Raw genomic sequence first — 23,221 nt, 5'->3', positions numbered from 1 at the left:
ACTCCAGTCAGGTTCAAAGGCCGCCTTCGCTGTTGGCCAGGGCATGGGCAGCGCCAAGCAGGGCCGGCGTCGGGCAGAGCATCAAATAGGTCGGGATGGTGGTCAGGTACGCCGCAAAGCGCCCCTTGGCCTCGAAGCGGGTGCGAAAAGCCGACCGATCAAACACTCCGCCGAGTCGTGGAATGATACCACCACCGATGTAGACGCCGCCTCGGGCGCCGAGCGTCAGAGCAAGATTTCCTGCCAGCGAACCGAGCATGGCGCAGAAGGTGTCGACGACTGCCCGGCAGTGGAGATCTTCGCCGGCTACGGCACGCGCCACGATCTCAGCCGTAGACAGCGGCGCGGCGTGCCAACCATCGACTTCACCGACCAGGCGATGCAGCAAGGGCAGGCCGCTGCCGGACAGCAGACGCTCGGCCGAAACATGTTCGAACTCGCGCCAGGCCAGGGCCAGAATCTCCGACTCGCGCCGGTTGCCCGGCGCTAGCGAGCAGTGCCCACCTTCGCCGGTCAGCGCCAGCCAGTGCCCGCGATCGAACAGCACCCCGGAGACACCGAGGCCGGTGCCGGGTCCAAGGACGGCTTTCGGTGCCAGTGGCACGGCGACGCCACCGCCCACCTGGTGCAGGTCGGAAGCTGTCAGATGCGGTAGCGAGAGGGCCAGAGCCGTGAAGTCATTGAGCAACAGCAGGCACTCCAGGCCGAGGCGGCGCTGGATCTCGGCGCGTGCGAAACGCCATGGCGCATTGGTCAGGCGAATTACCTCGCCATGCACCGGTGCCGCCAGGGCGATGGCGGCGGCATGGAGGGCCGGGTTGCCGAACTCGCCCAGGTAGGCCGCAATCGCCTCCTCGGGGCCGGCATGATCGGCCACGGCGAGAAGCCGCACACGTTCCGGCGAACCGTGCTCGTCGAGCAGCGCGAAACGTGCATGCGTACCCCCGATATCGGCTACCAGCCGCGCACCACGATTCATCGTCGCCCTTCGGAGCGGGGAGCGTCGACTGGACGGCAGCGCTGGTTGCTGCATCCGCGGCCGGCAGTCGGCAGGTGATGAACGGCCAGGTTCGGTGACCCATGCGGCAATGGATCCCCGCCGTCATGTGGGTCGGGCGGCGGCAGCTTCACGATGGAGAACACGGCGGCAGGGAAGAAGTCACGATGGCCTGAATCTTCGCACCAAATGCCGCATTGTCAAAGACCCTTCAACGGCTTGCACTATTCGCGCTGGAAAGTGTCGCCCAGCGCGGACTGGCGACGCCTACAATCGACGCTCGGCGTCTAGCGTCTACAATCGCTGCTGCGACCGCGAGCGGTTCGTTTCACCCTACTGTCGACCAGCCGCGCTTGCCGGCGGCTTCTGCGGGCGGGCTACTTGCGGCATTGCTCATCACGTTCTGGCCTCGAGGTGATTCGTGAAAGATTCGAATTTGATCAAGCGGTTGGCCGAGATCGTCGGCGTCGACCAGGTTCTGACGTCGCCCGACGATACCGTTACCTATCTGACCGACTGGCGTGGTCGCTATCACGGCGCCGCCCGCTGTGTTGTCCGTCCAGCCAGCACGGCGGCGGTGGCGGCGGTCGTCCGCGCCTGCGCGAACGCCGGGACATCGATAGTGCCGCAGGGCGGCAACACCAGCCTTTGCGGTGCGGCAACGCCGGACGGCAATGGCCGCTCGGTGGTTCTGAACCTGTCGCGGATGAACCGCGTGCGGGCAATCGACCCGGCCAACAACACGATGACCGTCGACGCCGGTTGCGTTCTGGCGACGCTGCAGGTGGCGGCCGCGCGTGCCGGGCGCCTCTTCCCGCTGTCGCTCGCCGCCGAGGGAAGTTGCCAGATCGGCGGCAATCTGTCGACCAACGCCGGCGGCGTGCAGGTCCTGCGCTACGGCAACGCCCGCGAATTGACTCTCGGCCTGGAAGTCGTGTTGCCAAGCGGCGACATCTGGGATGGCTTGCGCGGTCTGCGCAAGGACAATACCGGCTACGACCTGAAGCATTTGTTTATCGGTGCCGAGGGGACGCTAGGCGTCATCACCGCCGCCGTCGTCAAGCTCTTTCCGTTGCCGCGGGCAAAAGCCACGGCCTGGCTGGCAGTCGCTTCGCCGACGGCGGCTGTTCGCCTGCTCGGCGAGTTGCAGGCCCGTTTCGGCCCGGCGCTGACGGCTTGCGAACTGGTCTCGGTCACCGCTCTGGAACTGGTTGGCAAGCACATTCTAGGAACGCCGCCTGCCGTTTCGGCCAGCCCCTGGCACTTGTTGATCGAACTTTCCGGGGGCGGTGACGACAGCGCGCTGCGCGAAGCGCTGACAGCGTCGCTCGCCGAAGCGCTGGCGTGTGGCACGATCGATGACGCGATCCTGGCGCACAGCGAGGAGCAGGCGCGGCGCCTGTGGACCTGGCGCGAGAGCATCGGCGAAGCCCAGCGGATCGAGGGGCCGAGTATCAAACACGACATTTCGCTGCCGATCTCGCGCCTCGCCGAGTTCGTCGACCGCGCCGACCGCTTGCTGGCCGCTGCGTTTCCGGATATCCGCATCGTCGCCTTCGGTCACATCGGCGACGGCAACCTGCACTACAACCAGTCGAAAGCGGGCGCCGGAGCAAATGCCGACTTTCTGGCCAGCCAGGCGAAAGTCAATCATCTCGTACACCAGTTGGCGCACGAACTGGGCGGCAGCATCAGCGCCGAACATGGGATCGGCCAGTTGAAGCGCGACGAGTTGTTGCGCTACAAGAGCCCGCTGGAAATCGAAATGATGCGCGCCATCAAGCGGACGCTCGACCCGAAGGGTCTGATGAATCCGGGCAAGGTCCTCTGAGCGGCGCCGATCTGGCGGGCGAGCCCACGCTGCCTGGCCCGGCAGCGCGGGATTCCCCTGCCTGGAGAGGACCAGGCGGCGGCACCAACAGCACTGACGGCAGCGCTTCGAAGCCGTCGAGTATTGACAGCGCATCGCCGGCGGCTGGAACGACCCGGCAAAGACCGCCCACCAAGCGATGACCACGCAGGGCCAGGATGGGCGACGCAGTCGACGACGTCGCGCCACAGGCGATTGCGGTGGGCAGTCGGGCGGACTGGATCCTCTTTGCCAACCTTCCCGTGCTTTGCCTGAAGGTTTGTCATCGATCGCTCACGCAACGATACCGGCGGTCAACGAGAGGCTTACGATGCTTGATGATGCCGGACGGGTCATGCGTGCGCGATTGGTCGAAGCGCGGCCGGGGAAAGTCTGTCTGCCACTTCGGTCCAACGTCTCGTCGAGGATACCGATGGCGCGCTGTGGGTGGCGACGAACCAGGGACTGAAGTGCTTCGACGGCGCGAACGCGACTTTCAAGCGCATGACCTCAAGAACCGGAGTAGCCTTCTTATTGTTTGACGCTCGCCTGCCGCTGGTCGCGCAGCCGACAGCGATAGCGATTCTTGACTACTCGGACGGCAGTGTCTGGCGAAGACCGCCGGCGACCTGCTACGAGAGCAGTTTCTTCCCTTGCCCGGACACCGTAGAATGGGCATTTTTCCTGTCGATCTTGGCTCGAGTGACTAGAAATGTCTATCAAATCAGATAAGTGGATTCGACGCATGGCGGAACAGCACGGCATGATCGATCCTTTCGAAGCGCAGCAGGTGCGCGAGATCGACGGTCGACGGATCGTCTCCTACGGCACTTCGAGCTATGGCTACGACATCCGCTGCTCGAATGAATTCAAGTTGTTCACCAACCTCAACTCGACGATCGTCGATCCGAAGAACTTCGATCCCAACTCCTTCGTCGAGGTGAATAACGATTTTTGCATCATTCCGCCCAACTCGTTTGCCTTGGCGCGCACCGTCGAGTACTTCCGTATTCCGCGCAGCGTACTGACTGTCTGTCTCGGCAAGAGTACCTATGCGCGTTGCGGAATCATAGTCAATGTCACGCCTTTCGAGCCCGAGTGGGAAGGTCATGTCACTCTCGAGTTTTCGAACACTACACCGCTGCCGGCAAAAATCTACGCCAACGAAGGTATCGCCCAGGTCCTGTTCTTCGAATCGGACGAGGAGTGCGAAATCTCGTACAAGGACCGTGGCGGCAAGTACCAGGGCCAGCAGGGCGTCACTCTGCCGAAGATGTGATCCATGAGCGACGACGGGAGCCGCCGTTGCCGGCCGGCCGGGCATTCGCCACCGGGACTCAAGCCGGTGCTCCTTGCCGCCATCGTGTGTGACCTCTCACTCTTCACCTGATACTGGATTCCTCATGCATTTCGACTTCCCGGTAATCATCATCGACAAGGACTATCGTTCGGAAAACAGCGGCGGACTGGGTATCCGCGCGCTGGCCAAAGCCATCGAAAAGAAAGGTTTCGATGTCTTCGGCGTCACCAGCTACGGCGACCTGACGTCGTTTGCCCAGCAACAAAGCCGCGCTTCGACTTTCATCCTGTCGATCGATGACGAAGACTTCCGGCACGGCCGGTCCGAGCAGACGATTGCCGGCCTGCGCGCTTTCGTCAAGGAAATCCGCTGTCGCAACGAAGACATTCCGATCTTCCTTTACGGCGAGACGAGAACCTCGCGCCACATTCCGAACGACGTGCTGCGCGAGTTGCACGGGTTCATCCACATGTTCGAGGACACCGCCGAGTTCATCGGCCGCTATGTGATCCGCGAAGCCAAAGCCTATCTGGAAAGCCTGTCGCCGCCCTTTTTCCGCGCCCTGACGCACTACGCCGAAGACGGTTCGTATTCCTGGCATTGCCCCGGCCACTCGGGCGGCGTGGCTTTCCTGAAGAGCCCGGTCGGTCGCATGTTCCACCAGTTCTTCGGCGAGAACATGCTGCGCGCCGATGTCTGTAATGCGGTCGAGGAACTCGGCCAGTTGCTGGACCACACCGGTCCCGTCGCCGCGTCAGAGCGTAACGCGGCGCGCATCTTCAATGCCGACCACCTTTTTTTCGTCACCAACGGCACGTCCACCTCGAACAAGATCGTCTGGCACTCGACCGTGGCACCGGGAGACGTGGTAGTCGTCGATCGCAACTGCCACAAATCGGTTCTCCACTCGATCATCATGACCGGCGCCATCCCCGTGTTCTTGATGCCGACCCGCAACCACTACGGGATCATCGGGCCGATTCCGAAGGAGGAGTTCCGCTGGGAGAACATTCGCCAGAAGATCGAGTCGCATCCCTTCGCGCGCGCCGTGAAGGCCAAGCCGCGCGTTCTGACGATCACCCAAAGCACTTACGACGGGATTTTGTACAACGTCGAGGAAATCAAGGAGATGCTCGACGGGGCGATCGACACCCTGCACTTCGACGAAGCCTGGTTGCCGCACGCGGCCTTCCATGACTTTTATGGCGATTACCATGCCATCGGCGCCGATCGTCCGCGCTGTCGGGACACGATGATCTTCTCGACGCAATCGACGCACAAACTGCTGGCCGGACTCTCCCAGGCATCGCAGATTCTGGTGCAGGATTCGCAAGGACGGAAGCTCGATCGCCATGTCTTCAACGAGGCTTACCTGATGCATACCTCGACCTCACCGCAGTACGCGATCATCGCCTCTTGCGATGTCGCGGCGGCGATGATGGAAGCGCCGGGTGGCACGGCGCTGGTCGAGGAATCGATCGCCGAAGCGCTCAATTTCCGCCGCACGATGCACAAGGTCGACAAGGAGTGGGGCAGCGACTGGTGGTTCAAGGTCTGGGGACCGGACGATCTGTCAGGTGAGGGAATCGAGGATCGCGCGGCGTGGATTCTCAAACCGGGCGAGCGCTGGCACGGCTTCGGCATGCTCGCTGAAGGCTTCAACATGCTCGACCCGATCAAGGCGACGATCATCACGCCCGGGTTGGACGTCGACGGCGAGTTCTCCGATTGGGGAATTCCGGCCGCGGTGGTCACCAAGTACCTCGCCGAACACGGGATCATCGTCGAGAAATGCGGTCTTTATTCGTTTTTCATCATGTTTACCATCGGCATCACCAAGGGCCGCTGGAACACCATGGTTACCGAACTGCAGCAGTTCAAGGATGGCTACGACCAGAACCTGCCGCTGTGGAAGGTGATGCCCGAATTCCTGGCCAAGAACCCGCGTTACGAGGGCCTCGGGCTGAAGGATTTGTGCCAGCAGATTCACGGCGTTTACGCGGCCAATGACGTCGCCCACCTGACGACCCGCATGTACTTGTCCGACATGGAGCCGGCGATGAAACCGACCGACGCGTTCGCGCAGATGGCGCATCGCGAGATCGACCGCGTACCGATCGACGCGCTCGAGGGACGGATTACCAGTACCCTGCTGACACCTTATCCGCCAGGGATCCCGCTGCTCATTCCAGGCGAGCGCTTCAACGCGACGATCATCCGCTACCTGAAGGTGGCGCGCGATTTCAACGAGAGGTTTCCGGGCTTCGAAACCGACGTGCATGGCCTGGTGAAAGACATCGTCGACGGCAAGCCGGTCTATTCGGTGGACTGCGTTCGCTGAAACCGCGGCGACCTCAAGGCGCCTTTTCGACTTCGGCCTCGGCCGCCGAAGAGTTTTCGACCAAACGGATGACGCCATCCTCGCCGACGGCGGTGTCTTCGAACTTCAATAACGTGATGCGGTGGTTGTCCATTTCGAGCACCGTCAGTTGGCCGCCTTCCAGCTTGACGGTGTCGCCGACCTTCGGAACGCTGCCGAGCTTCTTGTAGAACAGTCCGGCCAGCGTGACGTAGTCGTCGTCGGTCGGGAACGGGAAGTCGATCAACGCCTCCAGGTCGGAGACTCGCATCGACGCGTCGATCTCGTACTGGCTGCCGACCAGTTTTCTGACTCGCCGCGCCTGGCGCGTGAACTCGTCTTCGTATTCGCCGACGATTTCCTCGAGAATGTCTTCGAGCGTAATGATTCCTTCGGTGCCGCCGTACTCGTCGATGACGATCGCCATCTGTTGCCGCGTATGCTTGAACTCCTTCAGCAGGTCGCTCAGCGACTTGCTGTTCGGAACGATGAACGGCGCCTGCGCAAACTCGCTGACCGGCCGCCGGCTGACTTCTTCCAGCGTCTGACCGCTGCTCTCGGCCATCACGGTCAGCAACTCCTTGATCGCTACGACGCCGGTGATCCGGTCCAGGCTCTTGTTGCAAACCGGAAAGCGGGCGTGTGGCACGTCGCGGAAAACCCGCAAGGCATCGGCCAGCGTGTCTTCCTGCGTCAGGGCGCGGATCCGGGTACGCGGGACCATCGCTTCGCGCACCGTGTGCTCGTCGAGCTTGAAAACCCCGCGGATCATCTGCGTCTCTTCCGGATCCAGCGTCCCGTCCTTCTCGCTCGCCGAGAGGATCATGCGGATTTCCTCGACCGACATCGTGAAGTGGCTCTCGCCATGGCCTTGCAGGTTGCGTTGCCCAAAGAGCCACAACAGGCCATTCGACGAGAGTTTCATGATGTAGATCAGCGGCCTGAAAGTGAGGTACATGACGTTGATGATCCAGCCGACGGCCATGCTCAGCTGCTCGGCCTTGTGGAACGCAAGGACCTTCGGTGCCAGTTCGCCGGCCACCACGTGCAAGAAGGAAATCACGATGAAGGCGAAGACATAGGACATGGTGTGCGCCGCCTTGGTCAAGGCGGCGCTGTCGCCGAACAGCCCAAAGATCGTGACGAAGGTCGGATCGGTCAGCGTGCTGATCGTTTCCATGCCGACCGCACCGAGACCGAGGGAGACCAGTGTGATGCCGACCTGGGTGACCGAGTAGAAGCGCTCCGGTTCGTTGTGCAGCATCTCGACTCTCGCCGCGCGCCTGTCTCCCTCCTCCGCCAACTGCCTGATCCGGCTTCGCCTGGCCGACGATATGGCGATCTCCGAACCGACGAAAAAAGCGTTCCCGGCCACGAAGACCAGAATCAGGACGAGATTGAGATAAAGCGTTACTTGTTCCATATTTTTGCTCCTCCGGTGTCTTCGGCGGTTACAGGAGGCAAGGAAGTCCTGCCCTACCGCTCAGCGCAATCGCCTGGACGCGAGGCCAAGCCGGCCGTTCGCCCAGCATACTTCTTGCTGTTCTGCGAGTCTTCGCCCCCCTTTACGCTGTTGCGCGCGAATGATACGCCATTTATGCCCAAACTCTAGTTTCTCGATGACGCAGGAGGCAAGCCGAAAACGACGACTGGCCGGTGCCGGGCACGCGCCCGAGGCCCGGTCGCCGGCGTTGCGGTAGAATGCTTCTTTCGCCAGCCAGGAAAGAATCTCGTGAACGGCATCACCATCGCGCTCTCGAAGGGCCGCATTTTTTCGGAAACCATGCCGCTGCTGGCGGCGGCCGGAATCGAACCGCTCGAGGATCCCGAGGCCTCGCGTCGGCTGATCATCCCGACCACGCGGGCCGACGTGCGCCTGGTCATTGTCCGTGCCACCGACGCGCCGACCTATGTGCAGTACGGCGCCGCCGATCTCGGTGTCGCGGGCAAGGACATTCTGCTTGAGCACGGCAGCGCCGGTCTGTATCAGCCGATCGATCTGAAGATCGCCAAATGCCGGATGATGGTCGCGGTGCCCGACGGTTTCGACTACGCCAGCGCGGTGCGCCAGGGAGCCCGCCTGAAAGTGGCCAGCAAGTATGTCAATATCGCCCGCGAGCACTTCGCCGCCAAGGGAGTGCATGTCGACCTGATCAAGCTCTACGGGTCGATGGAACTGGCGCCGCTGGCCGGTCTCGCCGACGCCATCGTCGATCTGGTATCCACTGGCAGCACCCTGAAGGCGAACCATCTGGTCGCCGTCGAGCACGTCATGGACATTTCGTCGCGCCTGATTGTCAATCAGGCCGCCCTCAAGCTGAAACGCAAACTACTGGCGCCGATCCTCGACGCCATTGCCGAACTGGTGCACCAATGATCCGGATCTCGCGACTTTCCACAACCGACGCCGATTTCGAGCCGCGGCTCGACTCGCTGCTGGCTTTCGAGGCGACGCAGGACGAGGCGGTGGAGCGCACGGTTGCCGCCATTCTGGCCGACGTCAAGGCACGCGGCGACGCCGCGCTGATCGAGTACACACGCCGCTTCGACGGTCTCTCTCCCAGTTCGATGGCCGACTTGGAAATTGCGCCACCGGCGCTGCACGCGGCGCTGACGGCTTTGCCCACGGATCAGCGCCGGGCGCTCGAAGCGGCGGCCAGCCGGGTGCGACGCTATCACGAGCGACAGACGCTGCAAAGCTGGCACTATCAGGACGACGGTGACGACGGCTGCGGAACGATGCTCGGCCAGCAAGTGACGGCGCTCGACCGCGTCGGACTCTACGTCCCCGGCGGCAAGGCTTCCTATCCTTCGTCCGTGCTGATGAACGCCATTCCGGCAGGTGTCGCCGGAGTCGGGGAATTGATCATGGTCGTGCCGACGCCGGCCGGCGAGCACAACCCATTGGTTCTTGCCGCGGCGGCCTTGGCCGGCGTCGACCGCGTGTTCACCGTCGGGGGCGCGCAGGCGATCGCCGCCCTGGCTTATGGCACGCAGACGATTCCGCAGGTAGACAAGATCGTCGGTCCCGGCAACGCCTACGTCGCCGCCGCGAAGCGCCGTGTCTTCGGTGTCGTGGGCATCGACATGGTCGCCGGACCGTCCGAGATCCTGGTGATCTGCGACGGACAAACGGACCCCGAGTGGGTGGCAATGGATCTGTTCTCGCAGGCCGAGCACGACGAACTCGCCCAGTCCATTCTGATCTGCCCCGACGCCGCCTATATCGAGCGCGTCGCCGCTTGCCTCGACAGTCTCCTGCCAACGATGCCACGCCGGCAAGTCATCCGTACTGCGCTGGAAAACCGCGGTGCGCTTATTGAAGTCCGCGATCTCGACGAGGCCTGCCGTATCGCCAACCGCATCGCTCCCGAACACCTGGAACTCTCGCTGGTCGATGCCGAAGACTGGGTGACGAAAATCCGCCATGCTGGCGCGATCTTCATCGGACGCCATACTTCGGAGTCGCTCGGTGACTATTGTGCGGGGCCGAACCACGTCCTGCCGACTTCCGGCAGCGCCCGTTTTTCTTCACCGCTCGGGGTCTACGATTTCCAGAAGCGGACCAGCCTGATCCGCGTCTCGCAGGCGGGGGCCAAGACTCTTGGTCGGATCGCGGCGACGCTGGCGCGTGGCGAAGGACTGTCAGCGCACGCCCGCTCGGCAGAGTATCGCGTCGACGGCTGAACCGTACAGGGCGGAGCCACCGCCGGCCCAAGGCTGACATGCCTCAGGTCGTAACCGAGTGGACGCCGACGCGGTGCGATTACCGGTGGCGGCCGACGAGTTCCTGCCAACGTTTAAGCTTGGGGGCGACGACCGGCACGGTGAGCATGGTGCTGACCACGGCCATCAACAGCAGCGCGGTGAAGGTTTCGCTGCTGATGAGATCCTTGTCGAGCAGAATGTTGGCAAAGATGATCATGATCAGCGCCTTGGTCTGCAGTAGCCAGCCGATCAGGCTGGCCTCGCCGGGAGGCCAGCCGAGCAGTTGACCGGCAATCCGCGTGCCGAGCAACTTGCCGCCGACCGCCGCGATGAGCAGCAGGCCGGCGGCGGTGAAGACGGCTTCGCCGCCGAGCGTCCAGGTCGTCCGCAAGCCCGTGCTGAGAAAAAAAACCGGCATCGCGACCAGCAGAACATGATGACGTAGCAAATCCATGCGCCGTTGATCGAACCACTCGGTGTCGATGATCGCTCCGGCCAGGAAGGCGCCGACCATGAAGTGCAGGCCCGCCCAGTCGGCGCCGAACGAACAGACGGCCAGCCAGATCAGCGCCACATGCCAGCGGTCGCGATCCGTCAGGCGCCGCATCAAGGCCCGGAAAGCGTAGCCGAGCAAGGCGAAAACCAGCAGGAAAGCGAGTTGTTTGCCAACCCGGCCCCAGTCCATCAGGATCAGCGCCAGGACACCCCAGATTGCGATGTCGTCGAGGCTGGCGTAGCGCAGGATGCGCTGGCCGATCGGCTGACGCAGGATGGCCAGCTTCTCCATGAGCAGAATCAGGATCGGCAGCGCAGTTACCGAACAGGCCATGCCGACGCCGAGAACGAATTGCCAGGTCAGCGCGCGTCGCCCGATCCACCCGTCGTGAAACAACAGCAGACTGGCAGCCAGGCAGCCGAAAAGAAGCGGCGTGCCGAGTGCCAGCCCGGCGGTGATGCTGCTTTCGCGACGATGCACCCAGGCCTGTCGGAGATCCAGTTCAATGCCGGCAATCATGACGAACAGCATGACCGCCCACCAGGCGATGCCGTTGAGCGACTGAACCACCGCGGGGGTGAACACGAACGCGTAGTAATCGGGGTAGAAACGCCCGAGAACGCCGGGTCCAAGGGCAATCCCGGTAAGGATCTGGACGACCACCAGCGGCGCGTAGTAGTCGGTGCGGCCGGCTCGCCAGATCAGCCAAGGCAGCGAGAAGATGATCGCCATGGCGATCAGGAAGATCTCGGTCGTGTTCATCGTCATCGCGGCTGGCACAGGGACTAGACGGGAGAGCGGGCGGCCAGCCGCTTGGTGAGCAGAACGGGTAAGCGAAGCAGGAAACCGATAAACAGCCGAGCGTGCATCCAGGTCAACAGAGTGTTGTCGCGCAGGTAGCGGAAATGCGAGACGCCACCCTCTTCGGGCCGCAGGTAGCGCACCGGCGCGGCGCGGTTGAGCGGCGGTACGCCCGCCCAGCACAGGCGAACCACCGCTTCGGGATCGAAATCGAAGCGCCGCATCCAGCGGTTGGCGCGCATGACGCGCTGCAGCGGTTCGATCGGGTAGACACGAAAACCGTACAGCGAATCGCCGATCCCCATCCACAGCGTTTCGAGATTCGCCCAGCCGTTCGAAATCCTGCGGCCGTTGACGCGCAGCGCCGGGGCGTCGGCCGCGAAAACCGGCTTGCCGAGGATCATGGCATCGGGGCGCGCCAGCGATTCGGCCATGAAGGCGGGGATCAGGTCGGCCGGATGCTGGCCATCGGAATCCATCGTCAGCGCATGCGTGAAGCCAAGCGCCCGTGCCTGACTGATTCCCTCGAGCACCGCGGCGCCTTTGCCACGGTTTTCGGGCAACTCGATGACGCGCAATCCGTCATTGGTCTGGGCGAGATCCCGCAAGCTGGCGACGCTGTCGTCCGTACTGCCGTCGACGACCACCCATACCGGCGCCCAGCAAGCCAATGCGGCGCGAACCGTGTCGACGACCTGGGCACCCGGGTTGTAGCTCGGGATGATGACCAGGTGGGTGGACGAAGCAGGCGGCATGGCGCGGACTTGGCGGATCGTCAGTGCACGCGGTGGGCGTGCGGCAGGCCCAGGCCGGAAACAGGTAAGGGCTGGCCGAGTTGGGCGCGAAAGTAGCTTTCGAGTTCGGTGCTGAAGGCGATCACGTCGTCTGGTGGAGGAAAGCGGCGCCCCAGGCGAACGCGGCAGTGCAAGGGCAGGACCGGCCGCCTGAACAAGGGCCATTGCTTGCCGAGATAGGGGGTCGAGAACTCGATCAGCAGGGTCTGTACCGCCACCTGGCTGCGGCGGGCGATCAGGCCTGCGGTCGGCAGGCAGGGCGCGATCGGGAAAACGGGTGTCCGGGTGCCCTCGGGAAAAATCAGCAGGTGGGCACCGCGCGCGAGTTCATCGCCGGCGTCGAGGATCATGGCCAGCGCTGTGTCGTTACGGATGAAGCCCGCCAGACGCGCGGCGGCGCCGAACAACAGATTGTCCATCAGGTCCGCCTTCATCACGCAGGCCGTATCGGGGACGCGCGAGAGAACGAGCAGCGCGTCGAGCAGCGAAGGATGGTTGGCGGCCAGCACCAAGGGCTCATCATGGCGCAGCCGATCGAGTTCGGCGAGGTCGAAACGGCAGGCACACAATAGGCTGAGGAAGCCGAGGTAGCCGCGGAAACCAAGACGCGCCACGTAACGCCCGAGTGGCCGGCCAAGGCGCCGTGGCAACAAGGGATTGAGCAGCAGCGCAAACGGCCACCAGGCCAGACAGCACAACGCCAGCGCGCCCAGCCCGAGCGTCATGGCGAAACGTTCGTAGGCTGTCCATAGGAGCTTGCCGACCGGCGAGTCAGTCATCGACCCGCACGCGGGTGGACGATTCCCCGAGAATCCAGCTCACCGACAGCCCGGCGGCAAAATAGTCCTTTTGCCTGAGCAGAGGGCTATCGTCGAACGTGGCGCCACCGAGATTGTCGTAGCGCGCGAAACCGCCGAGCCAGAAATTCGGAAAGCGTTTCGAAATAGCCACCAAATACTGGGTTCCGGCATAGCCGCCACCGGCCTGATAGGCGGGACGTGCCGCCGTCGCGTACTGTGGCGCCACCGTGTAGTAGTAGGCATTCTGTCGCTGGTCGCCGAAAACCACGCCGGCCAACAGGCCGAGCTGCCAGCCTGGCAGCCCCGGCAGGTCGGTGATATCCATATTCAGTTTCGGGTGAAAAACCCAGCCGATATCCCTGGGCGAACTCTCGACCGTGAAGGCGGCACGCAATGGCAAGAGCAGCTTGAGAAAGCGGGAACGGTTTTCGGAGCGCCAGAAGGTGAGGTCCAACTGCGGGCCGATTTCGAAACTCGCGTCGAGGTTGGGCATGCCGGAGCGCGCCCGGATGTCGTCGCTGCTGCCAGGTGGCGACAGCGCCAGGCTGACGCTGAAGTCGATACGGTCGGAATCGAAAAAGCTGCCGCGAATGCCGTGCCGGTCCGCCTTGAAGAAATCCCCGTGATAAGCGAAGTACGGCACAGGCATGACGAAGTTGTTGCTTTGATCGGAGCCGCGATAGTACGGGAAACTCAGCGCGGCCACCCCGGCTCCCAGTTCCCACAGCGGTTTTTCCTCGGCCGCCATGGCGGCCGGCGAGGCACAGGCGATCGCCACGCTTGCCGTCAGGCCGCCGATGCGGCGCCAATGCGCTACAGTCATCGACAATCCTCCAGAGGATGCGAGGCCATCGCCTCGATTTCGACCAGCAGGTCAGGCCGGCAAATGTCCGCTTCGATGAAAACCGCCTCGGCAGTCTCGCCCAAGCGCTCCATCAAAATGCTTCTTACGGCCGGGTAATCGACGGCCCGGCGGACGTAGACCCGATACGACAGTTCCGACAGAGTAAAGGCGGTCGAACGGCAGAGGTGCCCGGACTCGTCGAGCAGCGCCTCGACGTTGGCCAGTGCTTCCCGGCATTGCGCTTCCACATCTCCAGCGTGAACGGTCCGGTAGCCGACGATGCTCGCCGTTCCGGAAATGAACAGACTCTCCTGCTCCGGCAGGGTAACCAGTACGGCGCGCGAAAAAGTCGGGCTGCGCGGCCCGTACTCGACCGGATAGCGGTAAGCACTGACTTGTCGTGGATTCTCGATGGGTCTCGCCGGCGTCCGTCCGGCAATGAAGGCGATGCTTAAGGGGCCATGTTGCAGGCCGATTGCACAGGCAGCCGGAACATCGTCGGCGGCGCCCGGCGCGAAGCTCAGAAAAGCATCGTAACGCCCGACGTTGAACTGCCGATAACGTTCCAGCCCCCCGGTCTCGCGATTGATATCGGCCAGATAGTTCCAGACACGCCAGAGCTGCGGCAGGCCCTGTGTGGCGAGCAGCCGAAAGATGCGGCCGTAGGCTTCCGCGGTTGCTCTCTGCAGCGCAGTCCCGGCGGCGGAATCCGGAAAGGTACGTTCGTCGATTTCGATGACGCCGTACAGAACGTCGCTGCTGCGTCGGTAGAAGATACCCTCGAACTCGCCGGACAGACATTCGCCATCGGTAAGCCAGTGTTCTTCGACGAAATCCGCGTCATGGCCCAGCAGTGGCGCATTGAGTGTCTGTCGCGGCCAGCGGGGCCGCGGTTCGGCAATCGTTGGACAGCCGATCAGGCTGCCCCCGAGGACCGTTTCATCCGCCGGATCGATACCCGCCACGGCTCGCAGCCGACAGACGTCCGAATGGAAACGGAGTCTCACGGCGCGGACTTCAACGCCGCATCTTCGACCTGGCGAATGTTGAAGCGCCGGCGTTGCCAGCCCCGAAAGGCACGCCGAGGCTGGACGGCATTGGCCAGGTAGTAGATCAGTTTGAAGATGCGGATCGAACGCCAGATCGGCGTCGTGCCGAAAATGTCGCCGGCGAGCACCGAAAGCAGCGCTTCCTTGACGCGAAAGACGTTTTTCGGACCCATGAAAAAGTCGCGCATGATCGGATTGGTCACCCGGTAGATAAACCAAGAGAACTGCTTGGGGCCGTGCTTCATCAGTTCGTCGAAGCGTTTCAGTGCGCTGGCTGCTGCCGCCGGTGTGCGCAGGCAACGGTCGATGGTTTCCGCGCCGAGTAGCCCGCTGTTCATGGCCAGCAACACGCCGGAGGAAAAAACCGGGTCGATGAAGGCATAGGCGTCGCCGAGCAGAAGATAGTTCGCTCCGTGGTTGCGTTGCGCGACATACGAGAAGTTTCCGGTTGCCTCGACCCGGTTGATCAATTTGGCGCCTTCGAGCCGCGCGGCAAGCGTCGGGCAACTGGCGATGCCGTCCATCAGGAAGCGTTCGACACTGCGCTGGCCTCGGGTTTTCATGAAGTAGGGCCAGGTCACCATGCCGATGCTGGTTACGTCGTCGAGCAGCGGGATAAACCAGAACCAGCCGTGCTCGAACCAGAAGATCGTGATGTGGCCTTCGGCCTGTCCTTCGTTTCGTCGGGCACCGGCGAAATGGCCATAGACCGCCGAACTGTTGTGTTTCGGATTGCGTTTCTTGATCTGGAAGCGATTGGCGAGAAAGGTGTCACGGCCGGAGGCATCGACGACGAAGCGGGCCACCCATTCGACCGCACGGCCGTCCTCGTAGCGCGCGCCGACCGCGACGCTGCCGTCGGGCCGGAAGTCGATGGTGCTTGCCTTGCATCCCTCATGGACCTCGACGCCCCGGCGCTCGGCATTGCGGATCAGGAGGCTGTCGAACTCCGCACGTTTCACCTGATAGGCGTAGGGCATCGACTTGTCCCAGGCCTCCGCGAAGTGGAAAGTCTGCGGCTGGGGGTGTTGTGGCGAAACAAACTCGGCGCCCCGTTTCTCCATGCCGATCGCCTTGACGTCGGCGGCGATGCCGAGCCGTTCGAAAAGCGGCAGATTGGCCGGCAACAGCGACTCGCCGATATGAAAGCGCGGATGGCGCGCTTTCTCGAGCAGCACAACGCGGTAGGCTTTCTCGGCCAGCAAAGGCGCGACTGTCGAACCGGCAGGCCCGCCGCCGATCACCAGGACATCGCACTCCCGTCGATCAACGACCCCAGCCTTCCCTTCCATTTCTTGAACACCTCGTCGCTTCCATCGCTTCGCCAGGCCTAAACGGTCGATCGCTCCAGCCGGCAGTACACAGCGTCGTCACTTGATGCGCTGCAGTTTCGGTCGGCCCGCTGGCGGCGGCTCCGGCCCGTCGTCGTGATCGGCTTCGGGATCCGCCTCCTCCGGCGTGACGGCGGAATCGTCACCCGCTTCGAAAGCCATTCCCGCACCGTTCTCGCGGGCGTAGATCGCGGCGACGCTGCCGATCGGGATGGATATGTCGCGTGCCACACCACCGAAGCGCGCCTGAAAAGTGATCACGTCGTTGCCGATCGTCAAATGGCCTGTCGCTTCGTAACCGACGTTGAGGATAATTCGACCATCACGGACGTGCTCTTTGGGCACGCGCGTTTTGGCATCGACCACCACGGCCAGATGTGGGGTGAAACCGTTGTCACTGCACCATTGGTGAATGGCGCGTATCAGATAAGGCTTGGTCGACGGCAAATCCACATAATTTCCTCAGGAGGAGGGCACGGTGGCCCGGCTTCCAGCGACAGGGCGGCAGGTCTTGGCCGCCCCGAGAGGCCCTGCTTACTTGCGCATGGCCTTCTCGGACGGGGTCAGCGCGTCGATAAAGCCCTGCCGGCTGAAAATCCGTTCACCGTACTTCATCAACGGCGCGGCCAACCTAGACAGTTCGATACCGTAATGGTCGAGCCGCCAGAGCAGCGGCGCGATGGCCACGTCGAGCATCGAGAAATCCTCGCCAAGCATGTGCTTCTGCTTGACGAATACCGGCGCCATTTCGGTGAGACGGTCGCGAATCTGCTGGCGAGACTTGTCGGCCGCCTTGCTGTTCCTTTCCAGCGGCTCGATGTAGGCAAAAACCTCGCGCTCCATGGTGATCAGGAGTTGCCTGGCACGCGCGCGCATGATTGGATCGGCCGGCATCAACTGCGGATGTGGAAAGCGCTCGTCAATGTATTCGTTGATGATGTTCGGTTCGTAGAGGATCAGATCGCGTTCGACGAGGACCGGGACACGACCGTAGGGGTTGATGATCGCGATATCTTCCGGTTTGGCGAACAGGTCGACGTCGATCACCTGAAAATCCATGCCTTTTTCGTAGAGTACGATGCGGCAACGGTGGCTGAACGGGCAGGTGGTTCCCGAATAGAGATTCATCATGATCAATACCCTCAAAAACGAATCGGCATCGCAACGGGCACGGGCGCCTGTCGCGCCCTTGCCGGCGATGCCGCGGCCCGATGACCGGCGCTTGTAACGCAGCTTACTTGACGTCTTTCCAGTAGGCCTTCTTGAGCGGGTAGGCAACACCGAAGAGGACGACAAGGAAGCCGAGAACGCCGAAACCGAGCTGTTTGCGGAAACCGGCATCCGGTTCCGCCATCCAGACCAGGAAGCCGACCAGATCGGCGACCTGTTTGTCGTACTCGGCCGGCGACAGTTTACCCGGCGCCTGCAACTCGAGGCGGTGATCCTTGTTCATCACTTGCGTCCCCTGCGACTCCCAGAGGACATGCGGCATGCCGACATTCGGGAACAGCGTGTTGTTCCAGCCCGTGGGCCGCTTTTCGTCGACATAGAACGAGCGCAGGTAGGTATAGAGCCAGTCGGCACCGCTACCGTCGGACGAGGCGCGAGCACGCGCCACCAGAGTCAGGTCAGGCGGCGCCGCGCCAAACCACACCTTCTGTTCTTCCGGACGTGCCGCGACGCGCATCGGCTCGCCCGTCTTGACGGCGGTGAACATCAGATTGTCCTTGACCTGCTGTTCGCTCAGGCCGAGTTCCATCAGGCGGTTGTAGCGCAGGAAGCTGGCACCATGGCAGTTCAGGCAGTAGTTGACAAAAGTTCTCGCGCCGCTTTGCAGAGCCGCTTTGTCGCCTTGCACGTCGGGCGCCTTGTCAAGGTGGACAGCCGCGCCGGCGGCCAGCGTAACAGCCGGGGCAAAGAGCAGTGCGGTAAGCAGTTTTTTCATTTTTGGCAGTCCTTTACATCGTCACGCGGTCGGGTTCCGGCTGGTACTTGTCGATCCTCGACCACCAGGGCATGGTCAGAAAATAGAGGAAGTAGTAAGCACTGAGAACCTGCGCCACCGGGGCGCTCGGAATGACGCCGAAGAAAGCGTACGACGGCGGCTGCGTGCCGAGGAAACCAAGCAGGACGAAAGCGATGACGAAAATCGTCAGTAGCGTCTTGAAAATCGGGCCACGGTAACGGATTGACTTCACCGGGCTACGGTCCAGCCACGGCAGGAAGGCAAGAATGACCACGCCGGCACCCATCGCGACGACGCCCCAAAACTTGGCGTCGATTCCGAACAGCGGCCAGACCATGGCGCGCAGCAGCGAGTAGTAGGGCGTGAAGTACCAGACCGGCGCGATGTGCAGCGGCGTCTTCAGCGGATCCGCGGGCAAAAAGTTGTTGTACTCGAGAAAGTAGCCGCCGCCCTCGGGGGCGAAGAAGACGATGATCGAGAAGACCATCAGGAACACGACCACGCCGACGATGTCCTTTACCGTGTAGTAGGGGTGGAAGGGAATGCCGTCCAGCGGGTTGCCGTGCACGTCCTTGCGTTTCTTGATCTCAACGCCGTCCGGATTGTTCGATCCGACTTCGTGCAAGGCCAGGATGTGCGCGGCGACCAGACCGAGCAGTACGAGTGGCACGGCGATGACGTGGAACGAGAAGAAACGGTTGAGTGTCGCATCGCCGACGACGAAGTCGCCGCGGATCCAGATCGACAGCGGCTCGCCGATCAGCGGGATGGCCGAGAACAGATTGACGATCACCTGCGCGCCCCAGAAGGACATCTGCCCCCAGGGCAGGAGATAGCCCATGAATGCCTCGGCCATCAGGCACAGGAAAATCAGCGTGCCGAAGATCCAGATCAGCTCGCGCGGTTGCCGGTAGGAACCGTAGAGCATGCCGCGGAACATGTGCAGATAAACGACGACAAAGAAGGCTGAGGCACCGGTCGAGTGCATGTAGCGGATCAGCCAGCCCCAGTTCACATCGCGCATGATGTACTCGACGCTGGCAAAAGCGACGGGAATGCCGTTCGCGTTGAGCGAGGCGTCCGGCTTGTAGTGCATGACGAGGAAGATGCCGGTCACAATCTGGATGACCAGGACCAGCATCGCCAGCGAGCCGAAGAAGTACCAGAAGTTGAAGTTCTTCGGCGCATAGTACTCGGACAGGTGCCCACGCCACATCGAGGTCGCAGGAAAGCGGGCGTCAAGCCACTCGAGCAGATTGCCTTGCAGCGAACCGTCAGATTTGTACTTTTCGTAATCCGTATGCGACGCCATGGCTTAAGCCCCCTTCTTGTCTTCGCCGATGAGAATGCGCTTGTCCGACAGGTACATGTGCGGCGGCACCTCGAGGTTGTCGGGCGCCGGCTTGTTCTTGAAGACGCGGCCGGCGAAGTCGAAGGTGGAGCCGTGACACGGGCAAAGGAAGCCGCCCAGCCAGGCGCCTTCCATCCCTTCTTCGCTACCCTTCTTGAACTTGGCCGAGGGCGAACAACCCAGATGGGTGCAGATTCCCACGACGACCATGATCTCCGGTTTGATCGAGCGCGCCTCGTTCTTGCAATAAGCCGGCTGCATCGGCTTCTCGGACTTCGGATCCGCCACCGCCTCATCGAGTTTGGACAGACTCTCGAGCATCGACGGGCTGCGGTTGATGATCCACACCGGCTTGCCGCGCCATTCGACGGTCATCATCTGGCCGGGCTCGAGGTTGCCGAGGTCGACTTCGACCGGCGCGCCGGCCGCTTTGGCCCGTTCGGACGGCAACATGCTGGAGATGAAAGGCACCACCGCCGCCAGCGCCCCCACCCCACCGATCGCAGCGGTTGCGACGACCAGCCGCCGCCTGCCGCCGTCCACTTTGCACTCATTGCTCATAGCGCTGTTTCCCAGGACGTAATGAAAGGTTGGTACGAATTTAACCGAAGGATTATACGCCAATCCGGCGCCTGATTGAATTCGCGAAGCGTGCCAAACGCTTAGCCGGCAAGCGGTCGACGTTCGCGCAAGGCCTGCGCCAGGGTTCCCGAATCGACGTACTCGAGTTCGCCGCCCACTGGCACGCCGCGCGCGATACGCGATACGCCGACAGCGCGGCTCTTGAGCATTTCCGACAGGAAATGCGCCGTGGCCTCGCCTTCGTTGGTGTAGTTGGTGGCGATGATCACTTCGCGCACCTGACCATCATCACAACGGGCAAGCAAGCGGTCGAGGTGCAAGTCGGCCGGGCCGATACCGTCGAGCGGCGAAACGCGGCCCATCAGCACGTAGTACAGTCCCGAATAGGCGTGCGTCTGCTCCATCATGTTCATGTCGACCGGAGTCTCGACGATACAGAGCAAGCTGGCGTCGCGTTTCGGCGACAGGCAGCGGGCGCAGATGTCGGCTTCGGTGAAGGTGTTGCAACGCTGGCAATGCCGTAGCGCGGCGAGCGCCAGTTGCAAGGCGTCGGCCAGGCGCCGCGCGCCCGCCCGCTCGTGCTGCAGCAAATGGTAGGCCATGCGCTGTGCCGACTTCGGCCCAACGCCGGGCAGACAGCGTAAAGCCTCGATTAGCGACTCGAGGCTCGACGGCGTGGTCATCAGAACGGCATCTTGAATCCGGGCGGCAGGTTGAGACCGGCAGAGAAACCGGCCATGCGTTCCTGCGAAGCCTGCTCGACGCGCCGCATGGCGTCGTTAAGTGCGGCGGCCACGAGGTCTTCGAGCATTTCCCGGTCGTCCATCACCGACGGATCGATCGTCACCCGGCGCACGTCGTGGCCGCAGGTCATCAACACCTTGACCATGCCGGCTCCCGACTGTCCTTCGACTTCGAGTTGCGCCAACTGCTCCTGCGCCTTCTTCATGTTTTCCTGCATCTGCTGGGCCTGTTTCATCAGGCCGGCGATTCCGCCTTTCATCATCTTGCTTGCCTCGCGGTGGACTACCAGAAAAGTTGCTAAACGGGTTTGATCGACGATTCGATCAGGGTGGCGTCGAACATTTCGATGACCTCGCGTACGAAGCCATCCTGCTCGACCGATGCGATCGCACGATCCATTCGCTCGCGGCGCTCGCGTTGCGCGGTCGCGGCCGGCGTATCGCCCGACACCTGGTCGATTTCGATCGCCAGCCGCAGTGGTTGGCCGAAATGTTCGGCCAGCGCCTGTTGCAGCTTGTCCTGCGCCGCTTTGATCAAGAGATGGCGATGCCTGGGCGCCAAGCGCAAGACCATGCGCGAGCCGTCCAGATCGCGCAACTCGCAGTGCTGACCGAGTTCGCGCGCCATGCCGCTGACCTTGATCTGCGCCAGAATGAGGTGCCAGTCGTCGGCCGGTCGTTCGGCAGCGACCGGCGCCGCCGCGGCGGCCGCCGCCGCGGCCGCCGTGTCTAACCTCGCTTCGGCCAGCGGCGCTACGACAGAAGCGCCTTCCGTGTGACGACCGGACGGCGCGGTTGACGATAAAGGCGCTGCCTGTCGTGCGTGCGTTGCCGCGCCCGGTCCGACCGTTGGTGCGACAGATGGCGGTTGGCCGCCAGACGCCTCGTCGAGGACCGGCCGAAAGGCGTACAAACGCAGTAGCGTCATGATGAAACCGGCCTCTTCGTCAGGTGCGAGAGGCAGTTCCTGTCGGCCGTGAACGGCTATCTGGTAGGCCAGTTGAACGAACTCGGGATCGAGTTCGGCCGCCAAATCGAGAATCCGCTGGCGCTCCGGCATCTCGTCGGCAATCGCCTGTGGTGCGAGCTGGGCGATCTGCAGGCGGGTGAACAGGCTGGCCATTTCCTGTAGCGCGGCGTCGAAGGACAGACTGCGCTCGGCCATTTCGTCGCTCACCCGCAACAGTGCGACGGGGTCGCCGGCCAGCAAGGCGTCGAGTATCGAGAAAATCTGGTCAAGGTCTACCGAGCCCAGCATTTCGCGCACCTGCGCTTCCTCGACCTTGCCCGAGCCATGGGCGATCGCCTGGTCGAGAAGTGACAGCGCATCGCGCATGCTGCCTGCTGCCGAACGGGCCAGCAAGTGCAGTGCTCCGGGTTCGGCGCTGATCGCCTCGACTTCGAGGATGTGCTTGAGGTGGTCGGCAATCAGCGGTTGCGTCATCTGTTTGAGGTTGAACTGCAAACAGCGTGACAGTACGGTAACCGGAATCTTTTGCGGATCGGTGGTCGCCAGGATGAATTTGACGTGCTCCGGGGGCTCTTCGAGGGTCTTCAACATGGCGTTGAAAGCCGAGGTCGACAGCATGTGCACTTCGTCTATCACGTAGACCTTGAAACGGCCGCGCGTCGGGGCATAAACGGCGTTCTCCAGCAACTGCCGCATTTCATCGACCCGGGTGTTGGTCGCCGCATCGACCTCGAGCAGGTCGACGAAACGCCCGGAGTCGATTTCCAGGCACGCCGAACAGCGGCCGCAGGGCGTCGCGGTGACCCCCGCTTCGCAATTGAGTGCCTTGGCGAGAATGCGCGCCAGCGTCGTCTTGCCGACCCCGCGGGTACCGGTAAACAGATAGGCATGATGCAGGCGCTGCACTGTCAGCGCGTGCGTCAGCGCCCGCACGACGTGTTCTTGTCCGACCAGGCTGGCAAACGTTCGCGGGCGCCATTTGCGGGCCAGGACTTGGTAACTCATGTGCCAGATTCTAGCAGATGGCAGCGGCCGCCCAGCCGGAGATTTCGGCCGCCGAACGCGTGCCATCGGCGTCGGGGCCAACCGCAGCGCAGTCGATTGGCGGCCTTGGCTAGGTGGCGGAAAGGGTGGCGAGCCTTACCCCCGGCACTCACGTGAGACGGCTGTGGCTGCTTCCTTCCGGACCTGACCAGGTTCACCGTCCTGCGATGCGGGGAGACCCGCCACGTAGAATCCTACCACATCATCGGCCCGCGCGTTGGCGCACGGCGGCTTTGT

The 23,221-nt window shown here is 62.7% G+C and carries 22 protein-coding genes and 1 other RNA gene; 6 read left to right on the top strand and 17 right to left on the bottom strand.

From position 1 onward, the window contains the following. Nucleotides 1-13: 13 nt before the first annotated feature. Nucleotides 14-979: a glucokinase gene (gene glk / locus Q1M07_RS03875; protein ID WP_300450983.1), complete on the bottom strand. Its 966-nt coding sequence runs from the start codon at nt 977-979 to the stop codon at nt 14-16. A 439-nt stretch (nt 980-1,418) separates the two neighbouring features. On the opposite strand from glk, the gene Q1M07_RS03870 reads away from it, so the two are divergent. The 4 genes from Q1M07_RS03870 (at nt 1,419) to Q1M07_RS03860 (ending at nt 6,487) form a co-directional block, all read left to right on the top strand. After that, nucleotides 1,419-2,828 (top strand): FAD-binding oxidoreductase, encoded by a 1,410-nt coding sequence (locus tag Q1M07_RS03870; protein WP_300450981.1) that lies wholly within the window; start codon nt 1,419-1,421, stop codon nt 2,826-2,828. Between the two features lie 384 nt (nt 2,829-3,212). Then, nucleotides 3,213-3,578 (top strand): two-component regulator propeller domain-containing protein, encoded by a 366-nt coding sequence (locus Q1M07_RS18700; RefSeq protein ID WP_366983922.1) that lies wholly within the window; start codon nt 3,213-3,215, stop codon nt 3,576-3,578. Further along, nucleotides 3,559-4,125 carry a dCTP deaminase gene (dcd, locus tag Q1M07_RS03865; protein WP_300450979.1) on the top strand — a complete coding sequence of 189 codons (567 nt, stop codon included), beginning with the start codon at nt 3,559-3,561 and terminating at the stop codon, nt 4,123-4,125. The genes Q1M07_RS18700 and dcd overlap by 20 nt, the downstream gene beginning before the upstream one ends. Before the next feature lie 124 nt (nt 4,126-4,249). Then, the gene (locus tag Q1M07_RS03860) at nt 4,250-6,487 is read left to right on the top strand and encodes an arginine/lysine/ornithine decarboxylase (protein WP_300450976.1); all 2,238 of its coding nucleotides are present in this window, start codon (nt 4,250-4,252) and stop codon (nt 6,485-6,487) included. 13 nt (nt 6,488-6,500) lie between these two features. Here Q1M07_RS03860 and Q1M07_RS03855 read toward each other — a convergent pair whose 3' ends face one another. Further along, nucleotides 6,501-7,928, bottom strand: coding sequence for a hemolysin family protein (locus tag Q1M07_RS03855; protein ID WP_300450973.1), 1,428 nt, complete (start codon nt 7,926-7,928; stop codon nt 6,501-6,503). 309 nt (nt 7,929-8,237) lie between these two features. On the opposite strand from Q1M07_RS03855, the gene hisG reads away from it, so the two are divergent. Together hisG and hisD are read left to right on the top strand one after the other, a co-directional pair. Then, complete coding sequence (gene hisG / locus Q1M07_RS03850) at nt 8,238-8,882, top strand: ATP phosphoribosyltransferase (protein WP_300450970.1); 645 nt, start codon at nt 8,238-8,240, stop codon at nt 8,880-8,882. Then, complete coding sequence (hisD, locus tag Q1M07_RS03845) at nt 8,879-10,192, top strand: histidinol dehydrogenase (RefSeq protein ID WP_300450967.1); 1,314 nt, start codon at nt 8,879-8,881, stop codon at nt 10,190-10,192. Before hisG ends, hisD begins: the two co-directional genes overlap by 4 nt. A 79-nt stretch (nt 10,193-10,271) precedes the next feature. Here the strand turns inward: hisD and Q1M07_RS03840 are convergent, their stop codons facing one another. The 15 genes from Q1M07_RS03840 to ffs all read right to left on the bottom strand — a co-directional run bounded on the left by Q1M07_RS03840 (nt 10,272) and on the right by ffs (nt 23,168). Further along, complete coding sequence (locus tag Q1M07_RS03840; RefSeq protein WP_300450964.1) at nt 10,272-11,471, bottom strand: cation:proton antiporter; 1,200 nt, start codon at nt 11,469-11,471, stop codon at nt 10,272-10,274. A 23-nt stretch (nt 11,472-11,494) separates the two neighbouring features. After that, nucleotides 11,495-12,265 carry a glycosyltransferase family 2 protein gene (locus tag Q1M07_RS03835; protein ID WP_300450961.1) on the bottom strand — a complete coding sequence of 257 codons (771 nt, stop codon included), beginning with the start codon at nt 12,263-12,265 and terminating at the stop codon, nt 11,495-11,497. A 20-nt stretch (nt 12,266-12,285) separates the two neighbouring features. Next, nucleotides 12,286-13,083 (bottom strand): lysophospholipid acyltransferase family protein, encoded by a 798-nt coding sequence (locus tag Q1M07_RS03830; protein WP_300450958.1) that lies wholly within the window; start codon nt 13,081-13,083, stop codon nt 12,286-12,288. Further along, nucleotides 13,076-13,927, bottom strand: coding sequence for a MipA/OmpV family protein (locus tag Q1M07_RS03825; protein ID WP_300450955.1), 852 nt, complete (start codon nt 13,925-13,927; stop codon nt 13,076-13,078). The genes Q1M07_RS03830 and Q1M07_RS03825 overlap by 8 nt, the downstream gene beginning before the upstream one ends. Next, nucleotides 13,924-14,955 (bottom strand): hypothetical protein, encoded by a 1,032-nt coding sequence (locus Q1M07_RS03820; protein ID WP_300450952.1) that lies wholly within the window; start codon nt 14,953-14,955, stop codon nt 13,924-13,926. The genes Q1M07_RS03825 and Q1M07_RS03820 overlap by 4 nt, the downstream gene beginning before the upstream one ends. Next, complete coding sequence (locus Q1M07_RS03815) at nt 14,952-16,289, bottom strand: NAD(P)/FAD-dependent oxidoreductase (protein WP_300450949.1); 1,338 nt, start codon at nt 16,287-16,289, stop codon at nt 14,952-14,954. The genes Q1M07_RS03820 and Q1M07_RS03815 overlap by 4 nt, the downstream gene beginning before the upstream one ends. A 78-nt stretch (nt 16,290-16,367) precedes the next feature. Beyond that, on the bottom strand, nt 16,368-16,781 hold the full coding sequence (locus tag Q1M07_RS03810) for a ClpXP protease specificity-enhancing factor (protein ID WP_300450946.1): 414 nt from the start codon (nt 16,779-16,781) through the stop codon (nt 16,368-16,370). Between the two features lie 81 nt (nt 16,782-16,862). Next, nucleotides 16,863-17,459, bottom strand: coding sequence for a glutathione S-transferase N-terminal domain-containing protein (locus Q1M07_RS03805; protein ID WP_300450943.1), 597 nt, complete (start codon nt 17,457-17,459; stop codon nt 16,863-16,865). Nucleotides 17,460-17,562: 103 nt separating this feature from the next. Then, nucleotides 17,563-18,273, bottom strand: coding sequence for a cytochrome c1 (locus tag Q1M07_RS03800; RefSeq protein ID WP_300450941.1), 711 nt, complete (start codon nt 18,271-18,273; stop codon nt 17,563-17,565). A 13-nt stretch (nt 18,274-18,286) separates the two neighbouring features. Next, nucleotides 18,287-19,606, bottom strand: a complete 1,320-nt coding sequence (locus Q1M07_RS03795; RefSeq protein ID WP_300450938.1) for a cytochrome b N-terminal domain-containing protein — start codon at nt 19,604-19,606, stop codon at nt 18,287-18,289. A gap of 3 nt (nt 19,607-19,609) precedes the next feature. Further along, the gene (petA, locus tag Q1M07_RS03790; protein WP_300450935.1) at nt 19,610-20,206 is read right to left on the bottom strand and encodes a ubiquinol-cytochrome c reductase iron-sulfur subunit; all 597 of its coding nucleotides are present in this window, start codon (nt 20,204-20,206) and stop codon (nt 19,610-19,612) included. Between the two features lie 101 nt (nt 20,207-20,307). After that, nucleotides 20,308-20,910: a recombination mediator RecR gene (gene recR / locus Q1M07_RS03785; protein ID WP_300450932.1), complete on the bottom strand. Its 603-nt coding sequence runs from the start codon at nt 20,908-20,910 to the stop codon at nt 20,308-20,310. Further along, nucleotides 20,910-21,233, bottom strand: coding sequence for a YbaB/EbfC family nucleoid-associated protein (locus Q1M07_RS03780; protein WP_300450929.1), 324 nt, complete (start codon nt 21,231-21,233; stop codon nt 20,910-20,912). The genes recR and Q1M07_RS03780 overlap by 1 nt, the downstream gene beginning before the upstream one ends. A 35-nt stretch (nt 21,234-21,268) precedes the next feature. Then, nucleotides 21,269-22,945 carry a DNA polymerase III subunit gamma/tau gene (dnaX, locus tag Q1M07_RS03775; RefSeq protein ID WP_300450926.1) on the bottom strand — a complete coding sequence of 559 codons (1,677 nt, stop codon included), beginning with the start codon at nt 22,943-22,945 and terminating at the stop codon, nt 21,269-21,271. Nucleotides 22,946-23,069: 124 nt separating this feature from the next. Further along, nucleotides 23,070-23,168, bottom strand: an RNA gene (ffs, locus tag Q1M07_RS03770) — signal recognition particle sRNA small type. Nucleotides 23,169-23,221: the final 53 nt, after the last annotated feature.

It is taken from the genome of Accumulibacter sp. (assembly GCF_029255285.1).
Taxonomy (GTDB): Bacteria; Pseudomonadota; Gammaproteobacteria; order Burkholderiales; family Rhodocyclaceae; genus Accumulibacter.
The sequence above is the reverse complement of the archived record's forward strand: the minus strand, read 5'-3'. Positions and strand labels throughout refer to the sequence as shown.

Bases quoted from the DNA above. Each gene is read 5' to 3' on its own strand.
- Q1M07_RS03795 (WP_300450938.1), bottom strand. From the start codon at position 19,606: ATGGCGTCGCATACGGATTACGAAAAGTACAAATCTGACGGTTCGCTG.
- dcd (WP_300450979.1), top strand. From the start codon at position 3,559: ATGTCTATCAAATCAGATAAGTGGATTCGACGCATGGCGGAACAGCAC.
- recR (WP_300450932.1), bottom strand. From the start codon at position 20,910: ATGACCACGCCGTCGAGCCTCGAGTCGCTAATCGAGGCTTTACGCTGT.
- Q1M07_RS03835 (WP_300450961.1), bottom strand. From the start codon at position 12,265: ATGCCGCCTGCTTCGTCCACCCACCTGGTCATCATCCCGAGCTACAAC.
- Q1M07_RS03815 (WP_300450949.1), bottom strand. From the start codon at position 16,289: ATGGAAGGGAAGGCTGGGGTCGTTGATCGACGGGAGTGCGATGTCCTG.
- dnaX (WP_300450926.1), bottom strand. From the start codon at position 22,945: ATGAGTTACCAAGTCCTGGCCCGCAAATGGCGCCCGCGAACGTTTGCC.
- Q1M07_RS03780 (WP_300450929.1), bottom strand. From the start codon at position 21,233: ATGATGAAAGGCGGAATCGCCGGCCTGATGAAACAGGCCCAGCAGATG.
- Q1M07_RS03855 (WP_300450973.1), bottom strand. From the start codon at position 7,928: ATGGAACAAGTAACGCTTTATCTCAATCTCGTCCTGATTCTGGTCTTC.
- hisD (WP_300450967.1), top strand. From the start codon at position 8,879: ATGATCCGGATCTCGCGACTTTCCACAACCGACGCCGATTTCGAGCCG.
- petA (WP_300450935.1), bottom strand. From the start codon at position 20,206: ATGAGCAATGAGTGCAAAGTGGACGGCGGCAGGCGGCGGCTGGTCGTC.
- Q1M07_RS03860 (WP_300450976.1), top strand. From the start codon at position 4,250: ATGCATTTCGACTTCCCGGTAATCATCATCGACAAGGACTATCGTTCG.
- Q1M07_RS03840 (WP_300450964.1), bottom strand. From the start codon at position 11,471: ATGAACACGACCGAGATCTTCCTGATCGCCATGGCGATCATCTTCTCG.
- glk (WP_300450983.1), bottom strand. From the start codon at position 979: ATGAATCGTGGTGCGCGGCTGGTAGCCGATATCGGGGGTACGCATGCA.
- Q1M07_RS03825 (WP_300450955.1), bottom strand. From the start codon at position 13,927: ATGACTGTAGCGCATTGGCGCCGCATCGGCGGCCTGACGGCAAGCGTG.
- Q1M07_RS03805 (WP_300450943.1), bottom strand. From the start codon at position 17,459: ATGATGAATCTCTATTCGGGAACCACCTGCCCGTTCAGCCACCGTTGC.
- Q1M07_RS03830 (WP_300450958.1), bottom strand. From the start codon at position 13,083: ATGACTGACTCGCCGGTCGGCAAGCTCCTATGGACAGCCTACGAACGT.
- Q1M07_RS03800 (WP_300450941.1), bottom strand. From the start codon at position 18,273: ATGAAAAAACTGCTTACCGCACTGCTCTTTGCCCCGGCTGTTACGCTG.